The sequence below is a fragment of the Pseudomonas monteilii NBRC 103158 = DSM 14164 genome, assembly GCF_000730605.1.
GTDB classification, from domain to species: Bacteria; Pseudomonadota; Gammaproteobacteria; order Pseudomonadales; family Pseudomonadaceae; genus Aquipseudomonas; species Aquipseudomonas monteilii.
In genome coordinates, this window is sequence record NZ_BBIS01000010.1 from 194,220 (window position 1) to 211,405 (window position 17,186).

The window sequence follows — 17,186 nt, forward strand, 5'->3', positions numbered from 1 at the left end:
CCATGGCTTTCCGGGACCTGATAACCGACGTTGACGCCACGGTCTTCGAGATCCTGGGCGACACCGTGCTCATCGAGGGGCGTGAGGTGTTGGGGATGTTCTCAGCCCCTTGGCTGCAGCCCAAGGTCGGCCAGATAAGGACCGCGTTGCGTGAGCCCCACCTGGTCATCCGTGTACAGGACAACGTCGGCATCGAAGTGAAGCACAAGGTGTTCTTCGATGTGCCGCTGGAGGATGGGGGCGGCAATTACCTCATCACTAGCATCGAGCCGGGTGGCGACGGACTGGTGACGCTCATTCTGAGGAAATCGTTATGAGTGTGGGCAGCTACCACAAGCAGTCGGCCAGCAGCGGGTTGATCTCGTTGCGGGCCGACCCGCAGGACGTGAAGGGCTTCAAGGACTTCGCGAAGCTGGTACCCAAGGCGGTGGCGTCGGCTCAGCGAAGGGCGGTGAACAAGGTGCTTCGCTGGCTACGCACGCATATCGCTCGCGATGTGGGCCGGCAGGAGCGGATCGCCATCGCTGCGGTGAGGCAGCGCCTTAAAGCTTTCCCTGTGTCCAGCAATGGCCAGGGGCGGCTGTGGTTTGGCATCAACCCCATTGAAGCCAGCCGAGCAGGCCGGCCCCGGCAGTCCCGTACGGGCGTGTCGGTTGCTGGTCGTCGCTACAAGGGCGCTTTCTTCAAGCGGGTTTATGGCGGTAACCCGGATATCTGGATCCGCACGGCCAGCAAGCACTTCGATGCAAAGGACTACCCCGATAGTGAAGTTTCAGGTCGGGGAGGGCGCCGGACAGGGTGGGTTGCCGAGAACGACAGTCGCTTCCCCCTGGCCAAGGCCAAGATCTCGCTGGAGGAAGTCCGGCCGCATTTCGAGGCCTGGACCAATCGAGCGCATGAACGGCTGCTGGTGGTGATGGAGCAGGAGCTGAACTTCGAGCTGCAGAAATACCTACGGAGGACAGGCAATGGATGACGGGCCGATTCCCCTCGGTGCGGTGTACACCGCTATTGAGGAACACATCAAGGAGGCGATCCCCGGCCTGGCTTATGTCGGGACCATGCCGGAGGGTATCGAAGTGGTCACCCCACCAGCGGTGGTGCTTGAGCTGGTTGGGTTTGGGGACGCCGACAAGGATCCTGGCACGGGCGAGGTGGCAGTCGAGGCACGTTTCGAGGCGCGGGTCATCGTCGGGCAGGAGGAGCCCAACTGCTTGCATGTCGCAGCATTCGTTGCGGCGCAGTTGGCGGTGCTTTTGCGCATGCAGTCCTGGGGCCTTCTGGTTGAGTTTGCTGAGTTTGTGCGGGCGGAGCGGGACTGGAGCCGTCCTGAGCTGGATAGCTTCGCGGTTTGGGTCGTCGAATGGACTCAGATCATCTACCTGGGCGAAGAAGAGTGGCCATGGCCCCGAGAGCCTGGCCCAGTGAAGTTCGCCTTCGACCCGGACAGTGGCCCCGGCAACGAGGGCCAGTATCGGGAGCCGGAGGCGCTGGCATGAGTTACGCGGCGGCGCAAATGGATCGCATGCTGGCCGGTCTGGTGATTCCTTGTTACGTCGTGGCGGTCGACCTGGTTATCGCCAAGGTGCGGGTATCCGACGGCGGCGCCTGGACGAGCGCCTGGGTGCGCTGGCATGCCCAAGCCGCTGGCAAGGCGCGCCACTGGCGAGCGCCGAGCCTGGGCGAGCAAGGCGTGCTGGTAAGCCCGAGCGGCGAGCCTGCGCAAGGGACGTTCGTTCCTGGGCTGTACGGCAACGCCGGCCCGCCGCCGGACAATCGCGATCATGTCGAGACGTGGCGGTTTGAGGATGGCGGCTCCCTGGTCTACGACTGGGCGGCCAATAGCTACACCATCAAGCTGCCCAGCGGTACGGTCAACATTGAGGTCGGCAGCAGCAAGGCGGTTATCACCGACGCGGCGATCAACGCCGAGTCGGCCGCGATCAAGGCCAAGGCGCCGGCCATCACCCTGGAGGGTAGCGTGGAGATTGTCGGGCCGTTACGCGTAACGGGCGACATCCTCGGCCTCGGCAAAATCATCGACACCGCCGGTAACACGGCGAACCACAAGCACTGACAGCCCGCATTCGCGGGCTTTGTCTTTTCTGGAGCATCACATATGGCAGTCAAGAAAACCGCCGAGACTGACGCGGCAACGGATGCGGCCGAATCCGCAGTTGTACCTGGTGCCGACGGCACCGACACCGTCGTTGCAGCCGCTGAGCCGACCGGCGTGACCTTCACCGACCGTGTTTTCACCTCGCGCTCGCTGTTCCTGCAAGCCGGTGATGACCTGCGCGAGTTAAAGGTGCAGGCCGGCCGCGTGACCGTCCAGGCCGACGACGCCGAGGCGCTGGCGTTCCTGCGTGGCCATGCCGACCTGCAGCAGCTGGACGGCTAAGCATGATTGGCCTGGACCGCAGGAGCGGCCAGAAATCCACCGGCCTCAATCATCTGAAACAGTCGATTGAGGACATCCTGACCACGCCCTTGGGTAGTCGCCGCATGCGGCCGGAATACGGCTGCAACCTGCGCCGCTTTGTCGACTTGCCGGTTAACGAGGGCTGGAAAAGCGCCGTGCAGGCCGAGGTCGCCCGCGCCCTGGGGCGCTGGGAACCGCGCCTGCAGTTGGAGCGGGTCAAGGTCGTTTCGGTGCTGGATGGCCAAATCGGCCTGTTGCTGACGGGCCAGTACCTGGGTAGCTCGGCCGTAGTTGAGGTGAGCGCATGATTGACCTGTCTTTACTGCCTCCTCCCGACGTGGTGGAAACCCTGGCGTTCGAGACGCTGTATCAGGAGGTCCTTGGTATTTTCCGCGCCCATATGGGCGACCAGTGGACCGCGCTGTTGGAATCCGATCCGGTGGTCAAGCTGATGGAGGTCATGGCCTACCGTGAGCTTATGGTGCGCGCCCGTGTCAACGCGGCGGCCAAGGCCAGCTTGCTGGCCTATGCCAAGGGCGCCGACCTCGACAATCGCGCGGCCGACTACGGTGTGCAGCGCCTGACCATTCGTGCGGCTGACCCCGACGCGGTGCCGCCAGTGGCAGCGGTGATGGAAACCGACGAGGCGCTTCGCTACCGCACGCGCCTGTCGCTGGAGGCGCTGTCTGTCGCCGGCAGTAGCGGGGCATACGAGTATCACGCGCTGAGTTCGTCGGCCGAACTGGTGCACGTTTCGGTCGATTCGCCCCGGTTTTCCGGAGTTGCGGTGCCCGCCGCGGTTAAGGCGCAGCTGCCGGCCGGGGCCATTGTCGTGGTCTGTGACTACGACGCCGGCTTGGCCAATCCGCTGCCTGGCGATGTGTCGCTGGCGGTTCTGGCCCGACCGGCAAGCACCGTGCCCGAGGCGCAACTGGTGGCCACCGTCATCAAAGCGCTGTCGGCCGAGGATGTGCGCCCGGTGACGGATCGGCCGCGCGTGCAGGGCGGCATCCCTAGCGACTTCCAGGTGGAGGCGGTGCTGTGGGTGGAGGACGGGCCAGACCCTGACGTTGTCCTTGCTGCAGCCAGGGCCAGCCTGGACAAGGCCATTGCCACCGCGCGTCGGCTGGAGGGGCAGTTGCCTGTATCGGCTGCCTACGCGGCGTTACACGTAACGGGAATCAGCCGTGTCGACCTGGTCAAGCCGGTGGAGGGGGTGGTGTGTGACAAGCGGCATTATCCGCGCGCCACGTCCATTGCCTTGACCACCAAGGTGGTCACATGAGCCTGTTACCGCACAACGCCACGCTGCTGGAGTGCGCGCTGGAACGTGCCGGCGAGATGGGTGTGGACCCGGACATCATCCGGGGTGTGGCCGACTCGGCACGCTGCCCGCCCAACTTCCTGCCTTGGCTGGGCTGGGCGCTCAAGGTCGACGGCTGGGAGGCCGCTTACACCGATGACCAGCGCCGCGCGCTGAGCCGCGAGGCGATTCCTGTTCACAAGACCAAGGGCACCGTCGGCGCAATCCGGCGGGTGCTCAAGGCGGTGCGAGTCAATGCGGAGTTCAAGGAGTGGCACCAGATCCCAAACGCCGCGCCGTACACCTTCCAGGTCACGGCCTGGGCCAATGACAACCGGGCGGGCGAGGGTTCGATTATCTCGCCCGAGCTGGGCGCGCGTTTGCGTGCCCTGGTTGACGCGGCGAAGAACGAGCGCAGCCACTACGAGTTTCGGCTGGGTGCCCGCTTCGACGGTGGCCTGGTGCTGGGCAACGCCTTTCAGGCGCGGGCCGTGCAGCACCGCTCTATGGATGCCCAGGCGGTGCCGTTCGGTCCCATGGCGCAGACGGTGCTGTTTGCCAATGCCCTCAACGCGTCCAGCGTATCCCGGCGGTTTGCCGAGGTGCAGGGCGTTCCTATTCAAGCAGAAGGTGCCCCGCTGGTGGCCAATGCGGCGCAGGTGCGCACGGTCGTGCGGGGCTACATGGAGGCTGTTCTATGAGTACAGGCTTGCAACCTGTCATCACCAAGGCCGGCCTGGCGGCGATCCTCAAGGCTACGACAACCGGCCTCTCGGCCGAGATCAGCCATATCGCCCTGGGCAGTGTGGCCTACACCCCGAGCGCCGAGCAGAAGACCCTGCGCAACGAGGTGGCGCGCTTCCCGATTTCCAGCGGCGAGAAGCTGAGTAGCACGCTGTTGCACCTGACCGCTGTCGCCGATGGCACGGCAGCGTACTGGGTGCGCGAGGTCGGGATTTTCCTCAGCGACGGCACCCTGTTGGCGGTCTGGTCGCACCTGACCGAGGCGCTGGCCTACAAGGCCGCCAACATCGACCTGCTGCTGGCCTACGACCTGTCACTGGCGGCGCTGCCGGCGGACAGCGTGACCATCACCAGCACGGCCGCCGGCCTCAACCTGACGCTGGCGGAGCCACTGGCTGCGCTGGCCTCGGCGGCGATTGCCGAGCAGCTTCGCAACCTGGAGCAGCAAGACCGCCTGATCAGTTTGGAGCGTCGGCAAAGGGTTGCAGAGGACCAGATCATCGGCCTGCTGGAGCGCATGAGTGCCGCCGAGAAAGCCGCCACCGAAACGCGCGACAGCCTGCTGAGCGCGACGGTTGCCAATGCCACCGGCCTGATGGCCCTTCAATACACCGTTGTTCAACACTTGTACGGATCCTAACCATGAGCCTTGAAACTGAAATCGCCGCGTTGGTCGCGGCAAACAACAAAATGGTGGACTACTTCAACGGCAAAAAAGCCGCGATTGACGCTGCCGTGTCTGCAGCGGTCGCGGCAGCGCCTTCGATTGTTCGCGCCTACTGGGTGGACCCGCAGTTGGGCGACGACAGCGCTATCGGTACCGAGGCCAGCCCATTCAAGACCTTGCAGCGGGCCGTCGATGCCACCCCGGACGGTGGGCGGGTTACAGCGTGGCTGGCCAGAGACTATGTCCTGGATAAGAGCATCACTACATCAGGTCGTCAGCTGGTCATTGCAGCTGTGGCTGGGTCAGGCCGAAAGCTGATTTGCAATGAGTTCATGCCGGAGGGCAGTGACCAGCTGACTCGCATGGGGTCTTTCTGGTTGTCGAACGGCTCGACCCTGCAGCTGCTTAACGTGACGGTCAGTCTTCCGGCCTCGAGCGCCGGTGATTTGAGCGCCTACTATGCGCTCGCTTTTGCCAGCGGATCGTCGGCCCCGATCCTTATGCAGGTGCGCATGTACAACTGCACGCTTGAGCTGCGCGGCACTTTCCGGGGCAAGTTGATCGGGCCAGGCTCGGCGCTCATTGCGCTGTCAATGACCGGCACGGCGGTGCCTTCAGCACTCAATGGCTCCCTGTTTGTGGGTATCGCGGCGGGCACCCTGTCCAAAGATTTGGGCCACATCATTACCAACCTGTCGAGCCTGTGAGGCGATCATGCAAAAGACCTTTCTGAACGTAGTTTACGGCGAGACCAACTACAACGGCTTCGACTTCGAGGCGTTGCCCATTGGCGCGGCGCTGCTGGTGGCCCAGCAGCAAATCGAGAAGGCGGCCGACCAGGCGCTGGCAGCGGTGCTGGGTGATCCGCTGCGCGCCATCGAGAACCAGCTTGCCGAGAGCGAGGCGAAGGCTTTCAAGCTGGTGGGTTACGACGGTGAGGTTCCATTGACCGTACAGGCCGTGGTCGATGCCCAGGGCGTCGAGCCCATGGAGGCGGCCGAGTCGATCCTGCAGGAGGCGCAGGCGTGGCACACGGCTGTTTGCGCAATCCGTGCAGCCCGCCTCAAAGGCAAGGTCGAGGTGCTCAAGGCGACTACCCATGCGCAGGCTGAAACCTACGCCGACGAGGCGATCAACGCCATCCGCGCGAGCGTGCCGGGCGCCGCCTGACCCGCTAGCCGCATTCCCTTGAGCGCCCCGTTTTCGGGGCGTTTCCGTTTCTGTTGGGCCGCCGCGTGCGGCCCTTTCTTTTGGAGCTATCCCATGGCTGGATTCTTTCACGGCGTTACCGTAACGAACGTCGACACCGGCGCGCGCAACGTCGCGCTGCCGTCTTCCTCGATCATTGGCCTGGTCGACACTTTCACCGAGGGCGCGAACGTCACGGCCAAGGTCGGCGACCTGGTGTTGCTCACCAACGAGCGGGAGGCCGTCGCGGCATTCGGCGCCACTGCCGCCATCACCAAGGCCTGCCAGGCCATCTTTGCGCGTTCCAAGGCGGTCATCGTTGCTTCGGGTGTGGCCAAGGTGGCCGACGCGGCCGCGCAGACTTCCGCGATCATTGGCGGGGTGCAGGCCAGCGGCAAGCGTACCGGCCTGCAGGCGCTGCTGGACGGCAAGAGCCGTTTCAACGCCCAACCGCGCCTGATCGTCGCGCCCAAGCACAGCGCGACCCTGGCGGTGGCCACCGCTATGGATTCGATTGCGGCCAAGCTGCGCGCGGTGGCGATCATCGACGGCCCCAATACCACCGACGAGGCGGCCACCACCTACGCCAAGTCGTTCGGCTCCAAGCGCATTTACATGGTCGATCCGGGTGTGCAGGTGTGGGACACCGCCACCAACGCGACCGTCGACGCGCCGGCTTCGGCCTGGGCTGCAGGCGTGTTTGCTTACACCGACAGCGAGTACGGTTTCTGGTCGTCGCCATCGAACAAGGAGTTTGTCGGTATCACCGGCACCACGCGCGCCATCGAGTACCTGGACGGCGACGAGACGTGCCGGGCCAACCTGCTCAACAACGCCAATATCGCGACCATCATCCGTGACGACGGTTTCCGCCTGTGGGGTAACCGCACGCTGTCGAGCGATCCGAAGTGGGCATTCGTCACCCGCGTGCGAACCATGGACATGGTGATGGACGCGATCCTGTACGGGCACAAGTGGGCGGTGGACCGGGGTATTACCTCGACCTATATCCGCGATGTGACCGAGGGCCTGCAGGCCTTCATGCGCGACCTGAAAGCCCAGGGCGCAATCATCAACTTCGAGGTCTACGCCGACCCGGTGCTCAACACGGCCAGCCAGCTGGAGCAGGGCAAGGTGTACTGGAACATCCGTTTCACCGACGTTCCGCCGGCCGAAAACCCCAACTTCCGCATCGAGGTCACCAATCAATGGCTGACCGAAGTCCTCGATCAAGTCGCGTAAGGAGCGCATCACATGGCAATGATTCCCGAGATTCTGGCCAACATGAACCTGTTCGTGGATGGCGTCAGCTTCCAAGGCGATGTTCCCAGCCTGACCCTGCCCAAGCTCACGCTGAAAATGGAGGAGCACCGGCCCGGTGGCATGGATATGCCGATTGAGATGGATGTGGGCATGGACAAGATGGAGTCCAACTTCACCACCACCGGCGTGCGCAAAGAATCCCTGAAATTCTTCGGCCTGGCTGACGGCAACGCGTTCAACGGGACGTTCCGGGGTTCGTTCAAGGGCCAGCGGGGCGAGACCAAAGCGGTGATCGTCACTCAGCGCGGCACCCTGAAGGAGCTGGATATGGGGGACTGGAAGCCGGGCGACAAGGCTGAGTTCAAGCACTCCGTGGCGTTGACCTATTACAAGCTCGAGGTCGGTGGTGAGGTCATCTATGAGATCGATCCAGTGGCGATGAAGCGCGTCATCAACGGTGTCGACCAGCTGGCCAGCCAGCGCCGCGACCTCGGCCTGTAGTCCCCTGCAACCCTTCCGCATTCATTTCTGATTCAAGGACACCGAGTCATGAGCAAGCCAGCACCGAAATACCTCAAGCTGACCGCTGAAAATGTCACCGTCACCCTGACCAAGCCAACCGAGATGAATGGCATCAAGGTGGACACCATCACCCTGCGCGCGCCGACCGTGCGCGATATGCGCATGTCCAGCCAGACCTCGGATGGCGACGACGAGCAACGCGAGCTGAACCTGTTCGCCTCCCTGGCCGAGGTCAGTGTCAAGGACCTGGAGGGCCTGACCTACAAGGATTACAACCGTGTCTCGACCGGTTACACCTTTCTGGTGCGCGAGGACGAACTGTAATCCCGAAAGCATGAAGGCCGCCGCCAAGCGACTGGCGGCCGAGCTGAATTTCTCGGCCGAGGAAATCATGACCATGTCCTATGCCGACGTGGTCTGGTGGCTTACAGATTGAGCTTTGCATAGGGGGCTCCGGTGGCGAACAAACTAGCGTTAGCGCTGGTGATCGGCGGCACGGTCGCCTCATCGGTAGGCGCCGCATTCAAAACGGTTGAAAACGGCATCCAGAGGTTGGAGGCCAAGGGCAACAGGGCCAAGGTGCTGAAAAGCACGATTGGCGAAACCATCAAGCTGCGGGAGGAGTGGAAGCGCGCCCACGACAGTGGTGCCGCCGGCGCCGACAAACTGTTGCGCAAGCTGAACGGCAACCTTGAGGCGCTGCGCAACCAGGGCGTCGAAGTCGGGCGCCTTAAGCGGGAGTATGAGCGCCTTGGCCGCGAAGCTCGTGCCGCCGGTCTGCAGATGAAGGGCCACCAGCAGTTGCAGGCGGGCAAGGAATCGCTCAAGTCGAACGTAGGGAAGGCAGTGGCCGCCACGGCCGCTGTCGCTGCGCCGACGATGATCAGCGCGAATTACCAGGCGATCATCCGCGACATTGCGATCAAGGCTGACATCGTCAACAAGCCCCAGGAACAGCAGCTAACCCGGACGGTGATCGGCGCGGCCGCTGACACCGGGATGGCGCGCAACGACGTGGCCGCCCTGGTCAACCAGTTGGTCGGCGCCGGCATGGAGCTGGATAAAGCGCTGGCCTATGCGCCGGTGGCGGCCAAGTTCGCCGTCGGGCAAGGCGCCTCGGGCGTCGACACGGCGTCAATGATCCAGGCGCTCGAGCAGAATGCCAAGATCAGCGACCCGAAGGTCATGCAGCAGGCGCTGGAGGCCATCGCCTACCAGGGTCAGGCGGGTAGCTTCGAGGCCAGCGATATGGCCCGGTGGTTCCCACAACTGCTGGCCGGTATGGAGAAGAGCGGCATCACCGGGCTGGATGCGGTGACGTCGCTGGGCTCCATGCTGCAGGTACAGATGAAGACCGCCGGTGGTTCTGATGAGGCTGCCAACAACCTCAAGAACTGGATGGAGAAAATCGGTTCCGGCGACGTGGTCAAGGCCTACAAAGACGCTGGCATCGATTATCAGGCTTCGCTGAATACCGGCCTGCAGAAGGGGATGAATGTCATTGAGGCGTCCATGGCCCTGGCCATGAAGTACGTTGAAAAGACTGACCCGGACAAGGCCAAGAAGATCGAGGCGGCCAAGGCGCAGATCGACAAGGAGGTCGACCCGGAGAAGGCCAGGGCAGCACTGGACGCCTTGGAGAAGACCCTGCGTACCGGCGATATCTTTGCCGACATGCAGGTCAAGGCGGCGCTGACCGCCTACGGGCAGAATCGGGGCCTGTATCAGGAGCTGAAGGCCAACTCTGCCAACGCGCAGAAGGTCGGCGGCATCCTCGACAAGAACCTGGCCGAGCGCCGCGAAACCTCGGCCCAGCAATGGGCAGAGACGGTACAGGCGGCTGACGATGCAATGCGCAGCATTGGCGATGCCATCCGCCCGGCCACTGACATGGCGGCCAAAGGGCTTACTGCAGTAGCCCAAGGCATCACCAGGCTGTCGGACGGGTTCCCGGCGGTCGTGACGGGCATTGGCGGCATTGTGGCGGCCATTCTGGCGTTCAAGACAGCGTCCAGTGCGTTCAAGATCGGGCGGGGTGTGCTCAATATCGCGCGCGGCCGTCGGCTGGGGCGTGCCTTTCGTGAAGACAATGCGGTCACAAACTTGCCTAAAACTGGCAGCAAGGTGGTGGACGCTGGTCTGGGTGTATTGGGTAAGGTGTTTGCATCTCGCTCGACAGGTGCCGAACCGGCCAATGATCCAGTAGTGGGCGGTAACGACCCGCAGCGCGTGTTTGTGGTTAATGCCGATGCCTTCGGCAAGTTCGGTGGCGCTGTCGCCAATAACGACCCTGCCGCGCCTGCCAGGGGGAGTCGCAGAAGTCGTCGTCGCGAACGCCGTCGAGCGAAGAAAGGCGAGCCAGCTCGGCCGGCTGTAAAGGCCGACCTGCCTCCGGTACCTGCCGCTAAATCATCGAGGCTGCCGGTGGCCGCGACCGTGTTGGCTGAAAGCAACGAGCTGGGAAAAGTCGCTCGCTCGGTTCGAGGAGTTGCACGCCTCGCAAGGCGTTTACCCGGCGGCAATGTCGTGGATGCGGGCGCCGCGGCGATCGATGTGGCACTCAATGCGACGACCAAGGACGAAAAGGCCGAAGGCTACGGTGGAGCCGCTGGTAGCCTGGCAGGCACGCTTGCGGGAGCAGCTGCAGGTGCTGCCATCGGTTCGGTGGTACCCGTTATCGGGACGGCTGTTGGCGGCGCTGTTGGTGCTGTGTTGGGCGGTATGGGTGGCGAGTCGTTCGGCGGCTGGCTCGGCAAGCGTTGGTTTGGTGATGAGCAAGGCGAAAGGGAGAACAGGGAGGTTGCCCCCGGGTTGGATGCTGCGGAGCGTGATCAGGTTAAGCCTCTTCCGCCGGCGACCGCACCGGTTGTGGTGCCACCTGCACCAGCGCCTGCAGCACTCGTGACAGTGCCCAAGGCAACGCCGACCGCGCCTGTGGTGATTGACAGCCGGGATCCGGTCGTCGCGCCATCGCCGGCGCCGGCGGCGCCCGCCTTAGGCGATGCCGTGCGTGCCCAGGCCAAGCCTGTTCCGCCAGCTGCCGCACCGGTAGAGGTGCCACCTGCAGCAGCGCCTGCAGTGCACGTGACAGCGCCCAAGGCATCGCCGGCCGTGCCTGTGGTTGTCGACAACCGGGAACCCGCTAAGCCACCGCCGGCGACGCCTACCCTGGGTGATGCCGTACGTGTCCAGGCCAAGCCTGTTCCGACGGCGGCCGCGCCGGTGGTGGTGCCACCTGCAGCTGCGCCTGCAGTCCGCGTGACCGCGCCCAAGGCAACATCGGCCGCACCAGTGGTTGTCGACAACCGGGAGCCAGTCGCGGCACCACTGCCGGCCCCGGCAACGCCTGCCTTGGGCGATGCTCTGCGCAGCCAGCCCAAGCCCAGCATCCCGGCCCCGGCGCCGCTGCTGGTCAAGCCGGTGGTCATGTCGGCACCGCGCGAGCCAATGGCCAGGGTGGCGCCGGTGGCGCCCTTGGTGCTGGTCGCACCTGCGCCCAAGGTCGCCCAGGGCGTACCCACTCAAGCTGCCCCCCAGCCGGCACCTCGGCCGGACGGGCTGGGCGATGTCGTGCGTGACCTGGTAGCCAGGGCGAAGCCGCCGGCACCTCGGCTACCAGAGCCAGCCAAGCCGGCCACGGCTACCTCGGTGAAGTCGCCTGCGCCGAAGGTAGACATGACGTTTACCTTCGCACCGCACATGCCCATCACGGTGCATGGTGATGTCAAAGAGCCCGATCAGGTGGTGCGCGAAATTGAGGCGCCATTGCGTCGGAAGTTCGATGAGTGGGCTCGTGAGGTGCAGGCGCGCATTGCATCGATCCAGCTGTACGACCAACCACACGTTTAAGGAGGGGTTATGCCCTACATGGAGCAGCTGGAATCATCCCTGTCCGGGCTGGTTGCAGCTGGGGAGGCTGGGCGCAAGGGCGTGGACGGTATGCTGTCACCGCTCAATGGCGCGGTCGGCAGCATTACCGGCGCGGCATCCGAACTGGAGAGCATCCCGTTTGTAGGACCCGAGGCCGGGGAAAAGCTGGGGCGCATCGTGCGAAGTATCAACGTGGCCCAGTCCCAGGTGGGGCAAGTGGCTTCGATGTATAGCCGTGCCGTCACCGGCGCCGCCCAAGTACAGGAGCGCCTGGGCACGTTCAAGACGATGGCGGCCAAGGTCACGGCCGAGGCCAAGCGGGTGGCGGGACTGGTTAGCCCGTCGCTGGCCAACATCCTACCTTCGGGCGGGCTGCTGGGCTCGGCTACGCCACTGCCCGAGGCGGTCGCGCCGTTTCCCCACCTGCTGATCATCCAGCCGCACGATGCCAAGCTGCAGCCGTATTACTTCAACCTGGACACTGCGCCCTTTGACGAGCTGCGCCGGCAGGCGTCGTTCCGCTGGGCCGGCCAGGAACGCTTGCGCCGCAGTGTCGCGCAGCAAGCCGTTGGCCTGGGTGAGGAAAAGATGACGCTCAAGGGCGCGATCTTCCCGCACCACAAGGGCGGCATTAAGCAGCTGACCGTACTGCGCAGCATCGGCCGCAACCTGCAGGCGCTGAAGCTGGTCACGGGCTACGGCGAGGTACTGGGTGACTGGTGCCTGGTGAGCGTGGAGGAAGAACAGGGCCACCTGCTGGCGGGTGGCATCCCCCGGAAACAAGGGTTCACCCTGGAGTTTGTGAGCTATGGCAACGATCTGCAGAACGTCTAGCGGGGATTTGTTGGATGTGATCTGCCAGCACCATTACGGGCATCTCAATGGCACCGTCGAGGCGGTGCTGGAGGCCAACCCGGACTTGGCCAGGGAGGTGCAGCCGTACCGCGCTGGCCTGCTGATCCAGTTGCCCGACCTGTCGGCGCCGGCGGTGGAGCTGCTGCAGCTGTTCGACCGATAACCCCGCGTTAAGCGTAACGAGCCCCGCCCTGTGCGGGGTTTTTCATTTCTGGAGCAAGCATGAAACCGACATACCGTATCGTCGCGGATGGCAAGGACATTACCGCGCTGATCAATGACCGCCTGTTGCTGTTGCGGATATCGGACAAGCCGGGCATGGAATCGGACGAGTTCGAGCTGCGCATTGACGACCGCGACCAGGCTGTTGCGCTTCCTGGGCGTGGCGGCCGGGTGGAGGTGTTGCTGGGCTATGAGGGCCAGCCACTCAAGCGCATGGGCGCCTTTACCGTCGACGAGGTGCAGCTGTCCGGCCCGCCGGACACCATGACCATTCGCGGCAAGGCCAGCGACATGCGCGGCAGCGGCAAGACCGTGCGCAGCGGCAGCTGGGAAAACGTGCCGCTGTCACAGATCGTCAACGACGTGGCCAAGCGCAACGGCTGGGAGCCGGTGTGCCCGGTGACCACCAAGGTCGAGCGCGTCGACCAGCGCAACGAGTCGGACTTCAACTTCGTCACGCGCCTGGCCAAGCAGTACGACAGCACCGCCAAGGTGGCCGAGGGCAAGCTGCTGGTCATGCCCCGACAGGGCGGGAGAAGCATCAGCGGCAAGGCCCTGATGGTCGTATCCATCAGCAAAGCCGAGGTCGAGCGCTACCAATTCCGCCTCGGGGATCGAGGCGCGCAAAAGGCTGTGCGGACCCAGCACCAGGACAAGAAAACCGGCGCCCTGCAGGTGGTCCAGCTGGACAACGACGAGGCCCCCGACGGCCTGCCCCCGGTGCATACCGACCGTCATATCTATCCCGACAAGACCGCTGCCGAGCAGGCCGCCAAGGCGCGCTTGGCGGCGTTCAACCGCAGCACCGCCGGTGTGCGCCTGGAAATGGCCGGGCGTACTGACCTGTTTGCCGAACGCACGATCAACGCCCAGGGCTTCAAGGTCGGCCTGGATGGCGAGTACCTGGTGGACAGCGTCGAGCAGGTATTCACCGCCAGCGGCTGGACTACCACCGTGGAGTGCAACGGCGGCAAGAAGGGCAAGGCCAAGGCATCGGGCAAAAAGAAGAAAGACGACGACAAGCCGCTCAGGGTTGAGCAGTTGTAATCCCAAAGCCGCACGCGGCAGCAATTGGAGAAATGAATGGCTATCTCAGTACAACAGCTACAAAAGATCTACCCGAACGCCGGCCCGAAAGCCGGCGTTTTTGTTCCCGGCCTCAACGCCACGATGGGTAAGTTCGGCATCATCACGCGTCTGCGTATGGCTGCCTTCCTCGCCCAGATAGGGCATGAGTCGGGGCAGCTGCAGTACGTGCGTGAGCTCGGCAATGACAGGTACCTGTCGAAGTACGACACTGGTCGTCTGGCCCAGCGTCTGGGCAACACGCCTGTCGCAGATGGAGATGGCCAGTTCTTTCGAGGTCGTGGCCTCATCCAGGTAACAGGCCGCTTCAACTACGAAGCCTGCAGCGAGGCTCTGTTCGGTGACAGCCGTCTGCTCAATACACCGGAGCTGCTCGAGCATCCAGTCTATGCATCGATGTCGGCCGGCTGGTTCTGGCAGAAGGAGGGGCTTAACAGCCTGGCCGACAAGGGCGACATGCTGGCCATCACGAAGCGGGTCAACGGCGGTACAAACGGCCTGGATGATCGCATGGCCATCTACAAGCGAGCCCTTGAGGTGCTGCAGTGACCGCCTGGGGTAGTCGCCTGATCGCCGTCGCGGCCTTGGCGCTCGCTTGTGCCATCGGCGCCCGGGCAGCCTGGGTATGGCAGGCGAACGCATATGGAAGGCAGCTCGCCGAACAGGCTGACGACTACCGCAACCAGCTGGCGAAGAAGGATCGCCTGCACGACCGTGAACGTGAGGAGGCTGCTGCGGCTGCGCTCAACCAACTGGCAGAGCAGCAGGATGCGCGCCGCGCCGTGGAGGCTCGCCTGCAGGATCAGAACAACACGCACTGGAAGGAAATGAACGATGCTCAACAAGCTCAGGCTCGTCTGCGTGACCGGCTTGCTACCGCTGATTTGCGGCTGTCAGTCCTTGTCGACACCGGAGCCCTTACCGCCCAGGGTTGTGACCGTGGGATGCCAGAAGCCGCCGGCTCCGGAGGCGTGGTACATGGCGCCGTACGCGCCCAACTTGACCGAGCGCATGCTCAACGAATTGTCGCCATCACCGATGAAGGCGACCGGGGACTGATTGCGCTGCAGGCCTGCCAGGCCTACGTCCGCGAAGTCACCAAGTGAAAAGAGGCGAGCCGGGGGGATGCGCCAACATCCAGCCCGGCCCGCCGAACCCGCAGACCATTCCTGCAAGTCCAGCCGTGGCCTCTGCCTTGTGCACAAAGCGCGGCGAGCCTAACACCTGTTTATCCATACAGTAAAGACTTGCATACCTATGACCTCTCCAATCATCCCCTGGATGGGTGGCAAACGCCGCCTGGCCGACCGCTTGATCCCTCTCTTCCCCCCTCATGAATGCTATGTCGAAGTCTTTGCCGGCGGAGCCGCGTTGTACTTCATGCGTCCCCAGCCAGCTCCGGTGGAGGTGCTGAACGATCTCAATGGTGACCTGGTCACTCTTTACCGAGTTGTGCAGAACCATCTGGAGGAGTTCGTGCGCCAGTTCAAGTGGGCGCTCAGCTCTCGCCAGATCTTCGAGTGGCAGAAGATGACCCGTCCCGAAACGCTGACTGACATCCAGCGCGCGGCCCGATTCTTTTACCTGCAGCAGCACGCCTTCGGTGGGAAGGTGACTGGGCAGACGTTCGGTACCGCGACGACAGGGCCGGCCATCAATTTGTTGCGTATCGAGGAGAACCTATCCGCCGCGTGGCAACGACTCGCCGGCACATACGTCGAGAACCTGTCTTGGCTTGCTTGCGCCGAGCGCTACGATCGAGCGCACACATTCTTCTACATGGACCCGCCGTATTGGCAGACCGCAGGCTACGGCGTGGACTTCCCATTCGAGGAGTACGAGCGCATGGCCGACTTTATGCGCCGGTGCAAGGGCAAGGTGATGGTCAGCATCAACGATCACCCGGACATTCGGCGCGCCTTTGACGGCTTCCACTTCGAGTGCCTGGATATCCGCTACACGAACACGAACCAGCGGCAGGGTAAGGCGGAGGTGACCGGCGAGCTGGTGATCATGAACTGGCAGCCTGCCTCGCTTGGTGGTTTGTTCTGACTTAATATGACCTGTGATCGAGTTAATTCGATCGCAGGGTTTCTAGGTGCGAGTGGAGAAAGTAAATGCACTTCGATTGGCAGGAGTTCTTGAGTTCAGCTTGGAGTGTCATTTCCAGTAATGGGATGCCGGCCTGGGTGCAGGCGATAGGTTCGATCATAGCGTTAGTTGTTGCCATTCGAGTATCGCGGCTTTCCGTAGAACATGCTGGCTTGCTCAAACAGAAGACCATCTTTTCTATTGCTGAGGCGGTGCGAGAATATTCGAGTAAAGTTCGCGCAGCAATCAACGATATTGATGATGATCCCGGAAGCAATATCAGTCTTTATCATGTGTACCACAGGGACGTTACAGCAGGTTTGGTTAGGGCCCTTCAAGGCGTTCCGGTGCATGAGCTTGCATCTGGGCAGCAGGTGCTCGCAATACTGGGGCTGGCCAATCAGCTTGTGTTTATGGGGGATGCGACAGATAAACTGCTTGGCCCAGCATCAATGCAGCCTGAAGTTTTAAAAGCGCTTGAGAGTCTGGGCGATGACCATGAGCGGCGTCGGAAAATTTCAGATATTGCTCTTAATGTGCTGAAAAGAAATGCTTTGAATCACTTGGATAAGATGGATGAGCATTATAATTCGCTGAAAAGCACTTTGGGTAATTGAGTTGATTTGTGTTTTCAACTTGCATTGACGAAAACTTGATTTGATTCAGGTTTAACGAGTTAAGGCAGAGCATCGGCAGCAAGCTCGGTCAGCCGCTGACAGGCGATGTTATCCACCAGGATTTCCACGCGCTCGATGTCGGAACGAAGTAGAACATGCCCCATGTCCAAGCCAAGACAGGCCCCCTGCGCGCAGGCTTGGGCAATCAAGCAGTTTACGGGGCTGTTGGCAGCTTGGATCGATGCGAGGAGCAGGCGAAGGCGTCGCTGGATCTCCGGTGGTAACACAAGGCCGGGTACCAGTTCTCCGCTTGGAAATCGGTAGCGCTGCGTCATG

General features: G+C 62.9%; 23 protein-coding genes. 22 read left to right on the forward strand and 1 reads right to left on the reverse strand.

Annotation, left to right across the window (positions count from 1 at the left end; translation table 11 throughout):
- Positions 1–2 precede the first annotated feature (2 nt).
- The 22 genes from PM2_RS06520 to PM2_RS06625 all read left to right on the forward strand — a co-directional run bounded on the left by PM2_RS06520 (position 3) and on the right by PM2_RS06625 (position 16,850).
- Positions 3–317, forward strand: coding sequence for a head-tail joining protein (locus PM2_RS06520; RefSeq protein ID WP_028700230.1), 315 nt, complete (start codon positions 3–5; stop codon positions 315–317).
- Complete coding sequence (locus PM2_RS06525) at positions 314–976, forward strand: hypothetical protein (RefSeq protein ID WP_028700231.1); 663 nt, start codon at positions 314–316, stop codon at positions 974–976. The genes PM2_RS06520 and PM2_RS06525 overlap by 4 nt, the downstream gene beginning before the upstream one ends.
- On the forward strand, positions 969–1,499 hold the full coding sequence (locus PM2_RS06530; RefSeq protein WP_028700232.1) for a hypothetical protein: 531 nt from the start codon (positions 969–971) through the stop codon (positions 1,497–1,499). Before PM2_RS06525 ends, PM2_RS06530 begins: the two co-directional genes overlap by 8 nt.
- Complete coding sequence (locus PM2_RS06535) at positions 1,496–2,077, forward strand: phage baseplate assembly protein V (RefSeq protein ID WP_028700233.1); 582 nt, start codon at positions 1,496–1,498, stop codon at positions 2,075–2,077. Before PM2_RS06530 ends, PM2_RS06535 begins: the two co-directional genes overlap by 4 nt.
- A 42-nt stretch (positions 2,078–2,119) precedes the next feature.
- Positions 2,120–2,401, forward strand: coding sequence for a hypothetical protein (locus PM2_RS06540; protein ID WP_028700234.1), 282 nt, complete (start codon positions 2,120–2,122; stop codon positions 2,399–2,401).
- A 2-nt stretch (positions 2,402–2,403) separates the two neighbouring features.
- Positions 2,404–2,730, forward strand: coding sequence for a GPW/gp25 family protein (locus tag PM2_RS06545; protein WP_028700235.1), 327 nt, complete (start codon positions 2,404–2,406; stop codon positions 2,728–2,730).
- Positions 2,727–3,707, forward strand: a complete 981-nt coding sequence (locus PM2_RS06550) for a baseplate assembly protein (protein WP_028700236.1) — start codon at positions 2,727–2,729, stop codon at positions 3,705–3,707. Before PM2_RS06545 ends, PM2_RS06550 begins: the two co-directional genes overlap by 4 nt.
- Positions 3,704–4,426, forward strand: coding sequence for a phage tail protein I (locus PM2_RS06555; RefSeq protein WP_028700237.1), 723 nt, complete (start codon positions 3,704–3,706; stop codon positions 4,424–4,426). Before PM2_RS06550 ends, PM2_RS06555 begins: the two co-directional genes overlap by 4 nt.
- A complete protein-coding gene (locus PM2_RS06560; RefSeq protein ID WP_028700238.1) occupies positions 4,423–5,109 on the forward strand; it encodes a phage tail-collar fiber domain-containing protein in 687 nt (228 codons plus the stop codon). Before PM2_RS06555 ends, PM2_RS06560 begins: the two co-directional genes overlap by 4 nt.
- A 2-nt stretch (positions 5,110–5,111) precedes the next feature.
- Positions 5,112–5,843, forward strand: a complete 732-nt coding sequence (locus PM2_RS06565) for a hypothetical protein (protein WP_028700239.1) — start codon at positions 5,112–5,114, stop codon at positions 5,841–5,843.
- A gap of 7 nt (positions 5,844–5,850) precedes the next feature.
- Positions 5,851–6,306 (forward strand): hypothetical protein, encoded by a 456-nt coding sequence (locus PM2_RS06570; RefSeq protein ID WP_028700240.1) that lies wholly within the window; start codon positions 5,851–5,853, stop codon positions 6,304–6,306.
- 93 nt (positions 6,307–6,399) lie between these two features.
- Positions 6,400–7,566 (forward strand): phage tail sheath subtilisin-like domain-containing protein, encoded by a 1,167-nt coding sequence (locus PM2_RS06575; RefSeq protein ID WP_028700241.1) that lies wholly within the window; start codon positions 6,400–6,402, stop codon positions 7,564–7,566.
- A 12-nt stretch (positions 7,567–7,578) separates the two neighbouring features.
- Entirely contained in the window at positions 7,579–8,088 is a 510-nt protein-coding gene (locus PM2_RS06580; protein ID WP_028700242.1) for a phage major tail tube protein, read from the forward strand.
- A 48-nt stretch (positions 8,089–8,136) separates the two neighbouring features.
- Positions 8,137–8,433, forward strand: a complete 297-nt coding sequence (locus tag PM2_RS06585) for a phage tail assembly protein (RefSeq protein ID WP_028700243.1) — start codon at positions 8,137–8,139, stop codon at positions 8,431–8,433.
- Positions 8,434–8,565: 132 nt separating this feature from the next.
- Positions 8,566–11,958 carry a phage tail tape measure protein gene (locus tag PM2_RS06590; protein ID WP_028700244.1) on the forward strand — a complete coding sequence of 1,131 codons (3,393 nt, stop codon included), beginning with the start codon at positions 8,566–8,568 and terminating at the stop codon, positions 11,956–11,958.
- Between the two features lie 9 nt (positions 11,959–11,967).
- Positions 11,968–12,813 (forward strand): phage tail protein, encoded by an 846-nt coding sequence (locus PM2_RS06595; RefSeq protein ID WP_028700245.1) that lies wholly within the window; start codon positions 11,968–11,970, stop codon positions 12,811–12,813.
- Positions 12,788–12,997: a tail protein X gene (locus tag PM2_RS06600; RefSeq protein ID WP_019098343.1), complete on the forward strand. Its 210-nt coding sequence runs from the start codon at positions 12,788–12,790 to the stop codon at positions 12,995–12,997. Before PM2_RS06595 ends, PM2_RS06600 begins: the two co-directional genes overlap by 26 nt.
- Before the next feature lie 59 nt (positions 12,998–13,056).
- Positions 13,057–14,103 carry a phage late control D family protein gene (locus PM2_RS06605; protein WP_028700246.1) on the forward strand — a complete coding sequence of 349 codons (1,047 nt, stop codon included), beginning with the start codon at positions 13,057–13,059 and terminating at the stop codon, positions 14,101–14,103.
- A gap of 36 nt (positions 14,104–14,139) precedes the next feature.
- On the forward strand, positions 14,140–14,691 hold the full coding sequence (locus PM2_RS06610; RefSeq protein ID WP_028700247.1) for a glycoside hydrolase family 19 protein: 552 nt from the start codon (positions 14,140–14,142) through the stop codon (positions 14,689–14,691).
- Positions 14,688–15,248: a lysis system spanin subunit gene (locus PM2_RS06615; RefSeq protein ID WP_028700248.1), complete on the forward strand. Its 561-nt coding sequence runs from the start codon at positions 14,688–14,690 to the stop codon at positions 15,246–15,248. Before PM2_RS06610 ends, PM2_RS06615 begins: the two co-directional genes overlap by 4 nt.
- A 151-nt stretch (positions 15,249–15,399) precedes the next feature.
- Complete coding sequence (locus PM2_RS06620) at positions 15,400–16,194, forward strand: DNA adenine methylase (RefSeq protein ID WP_028700249.1); 795 nt, start codon at positions 15,400–15,402, stop codon at positions 16,192–16,194.
- Between the two features lie 65 nt (positions 16,195–16,259).
- Positions 16,260–16,850 (forward strand): hypothetical protein, encoded by a 591-nt coding sequence (locus PM2_RS06625; RefSeq protein ID WP_028700250.1) that lies wholly within the window; start codon positions 16,260–16,262, stop codon positions 16,848–16,850.
- 59 nt (positions 16,851–16,909) lie between these two features.
- On the opposite strand, the gene PM2_RS06630 is transcribed toward PM2_RS06625, so the two are convergent.
- The gene (locus PM2_RS06630; protein ID WP_028700251.1) at positions 16,910–17,185 is read right to left on the reverse strand and encodes a hypothetical protein; all 276 of its coding nucleotides are present in this window, start codon (positions 17,183–17,185) and stop codon (positions 16,910–16,912) included.
- Between the last annotated feature and the right edge of the window lies 1 nt (position 17,186).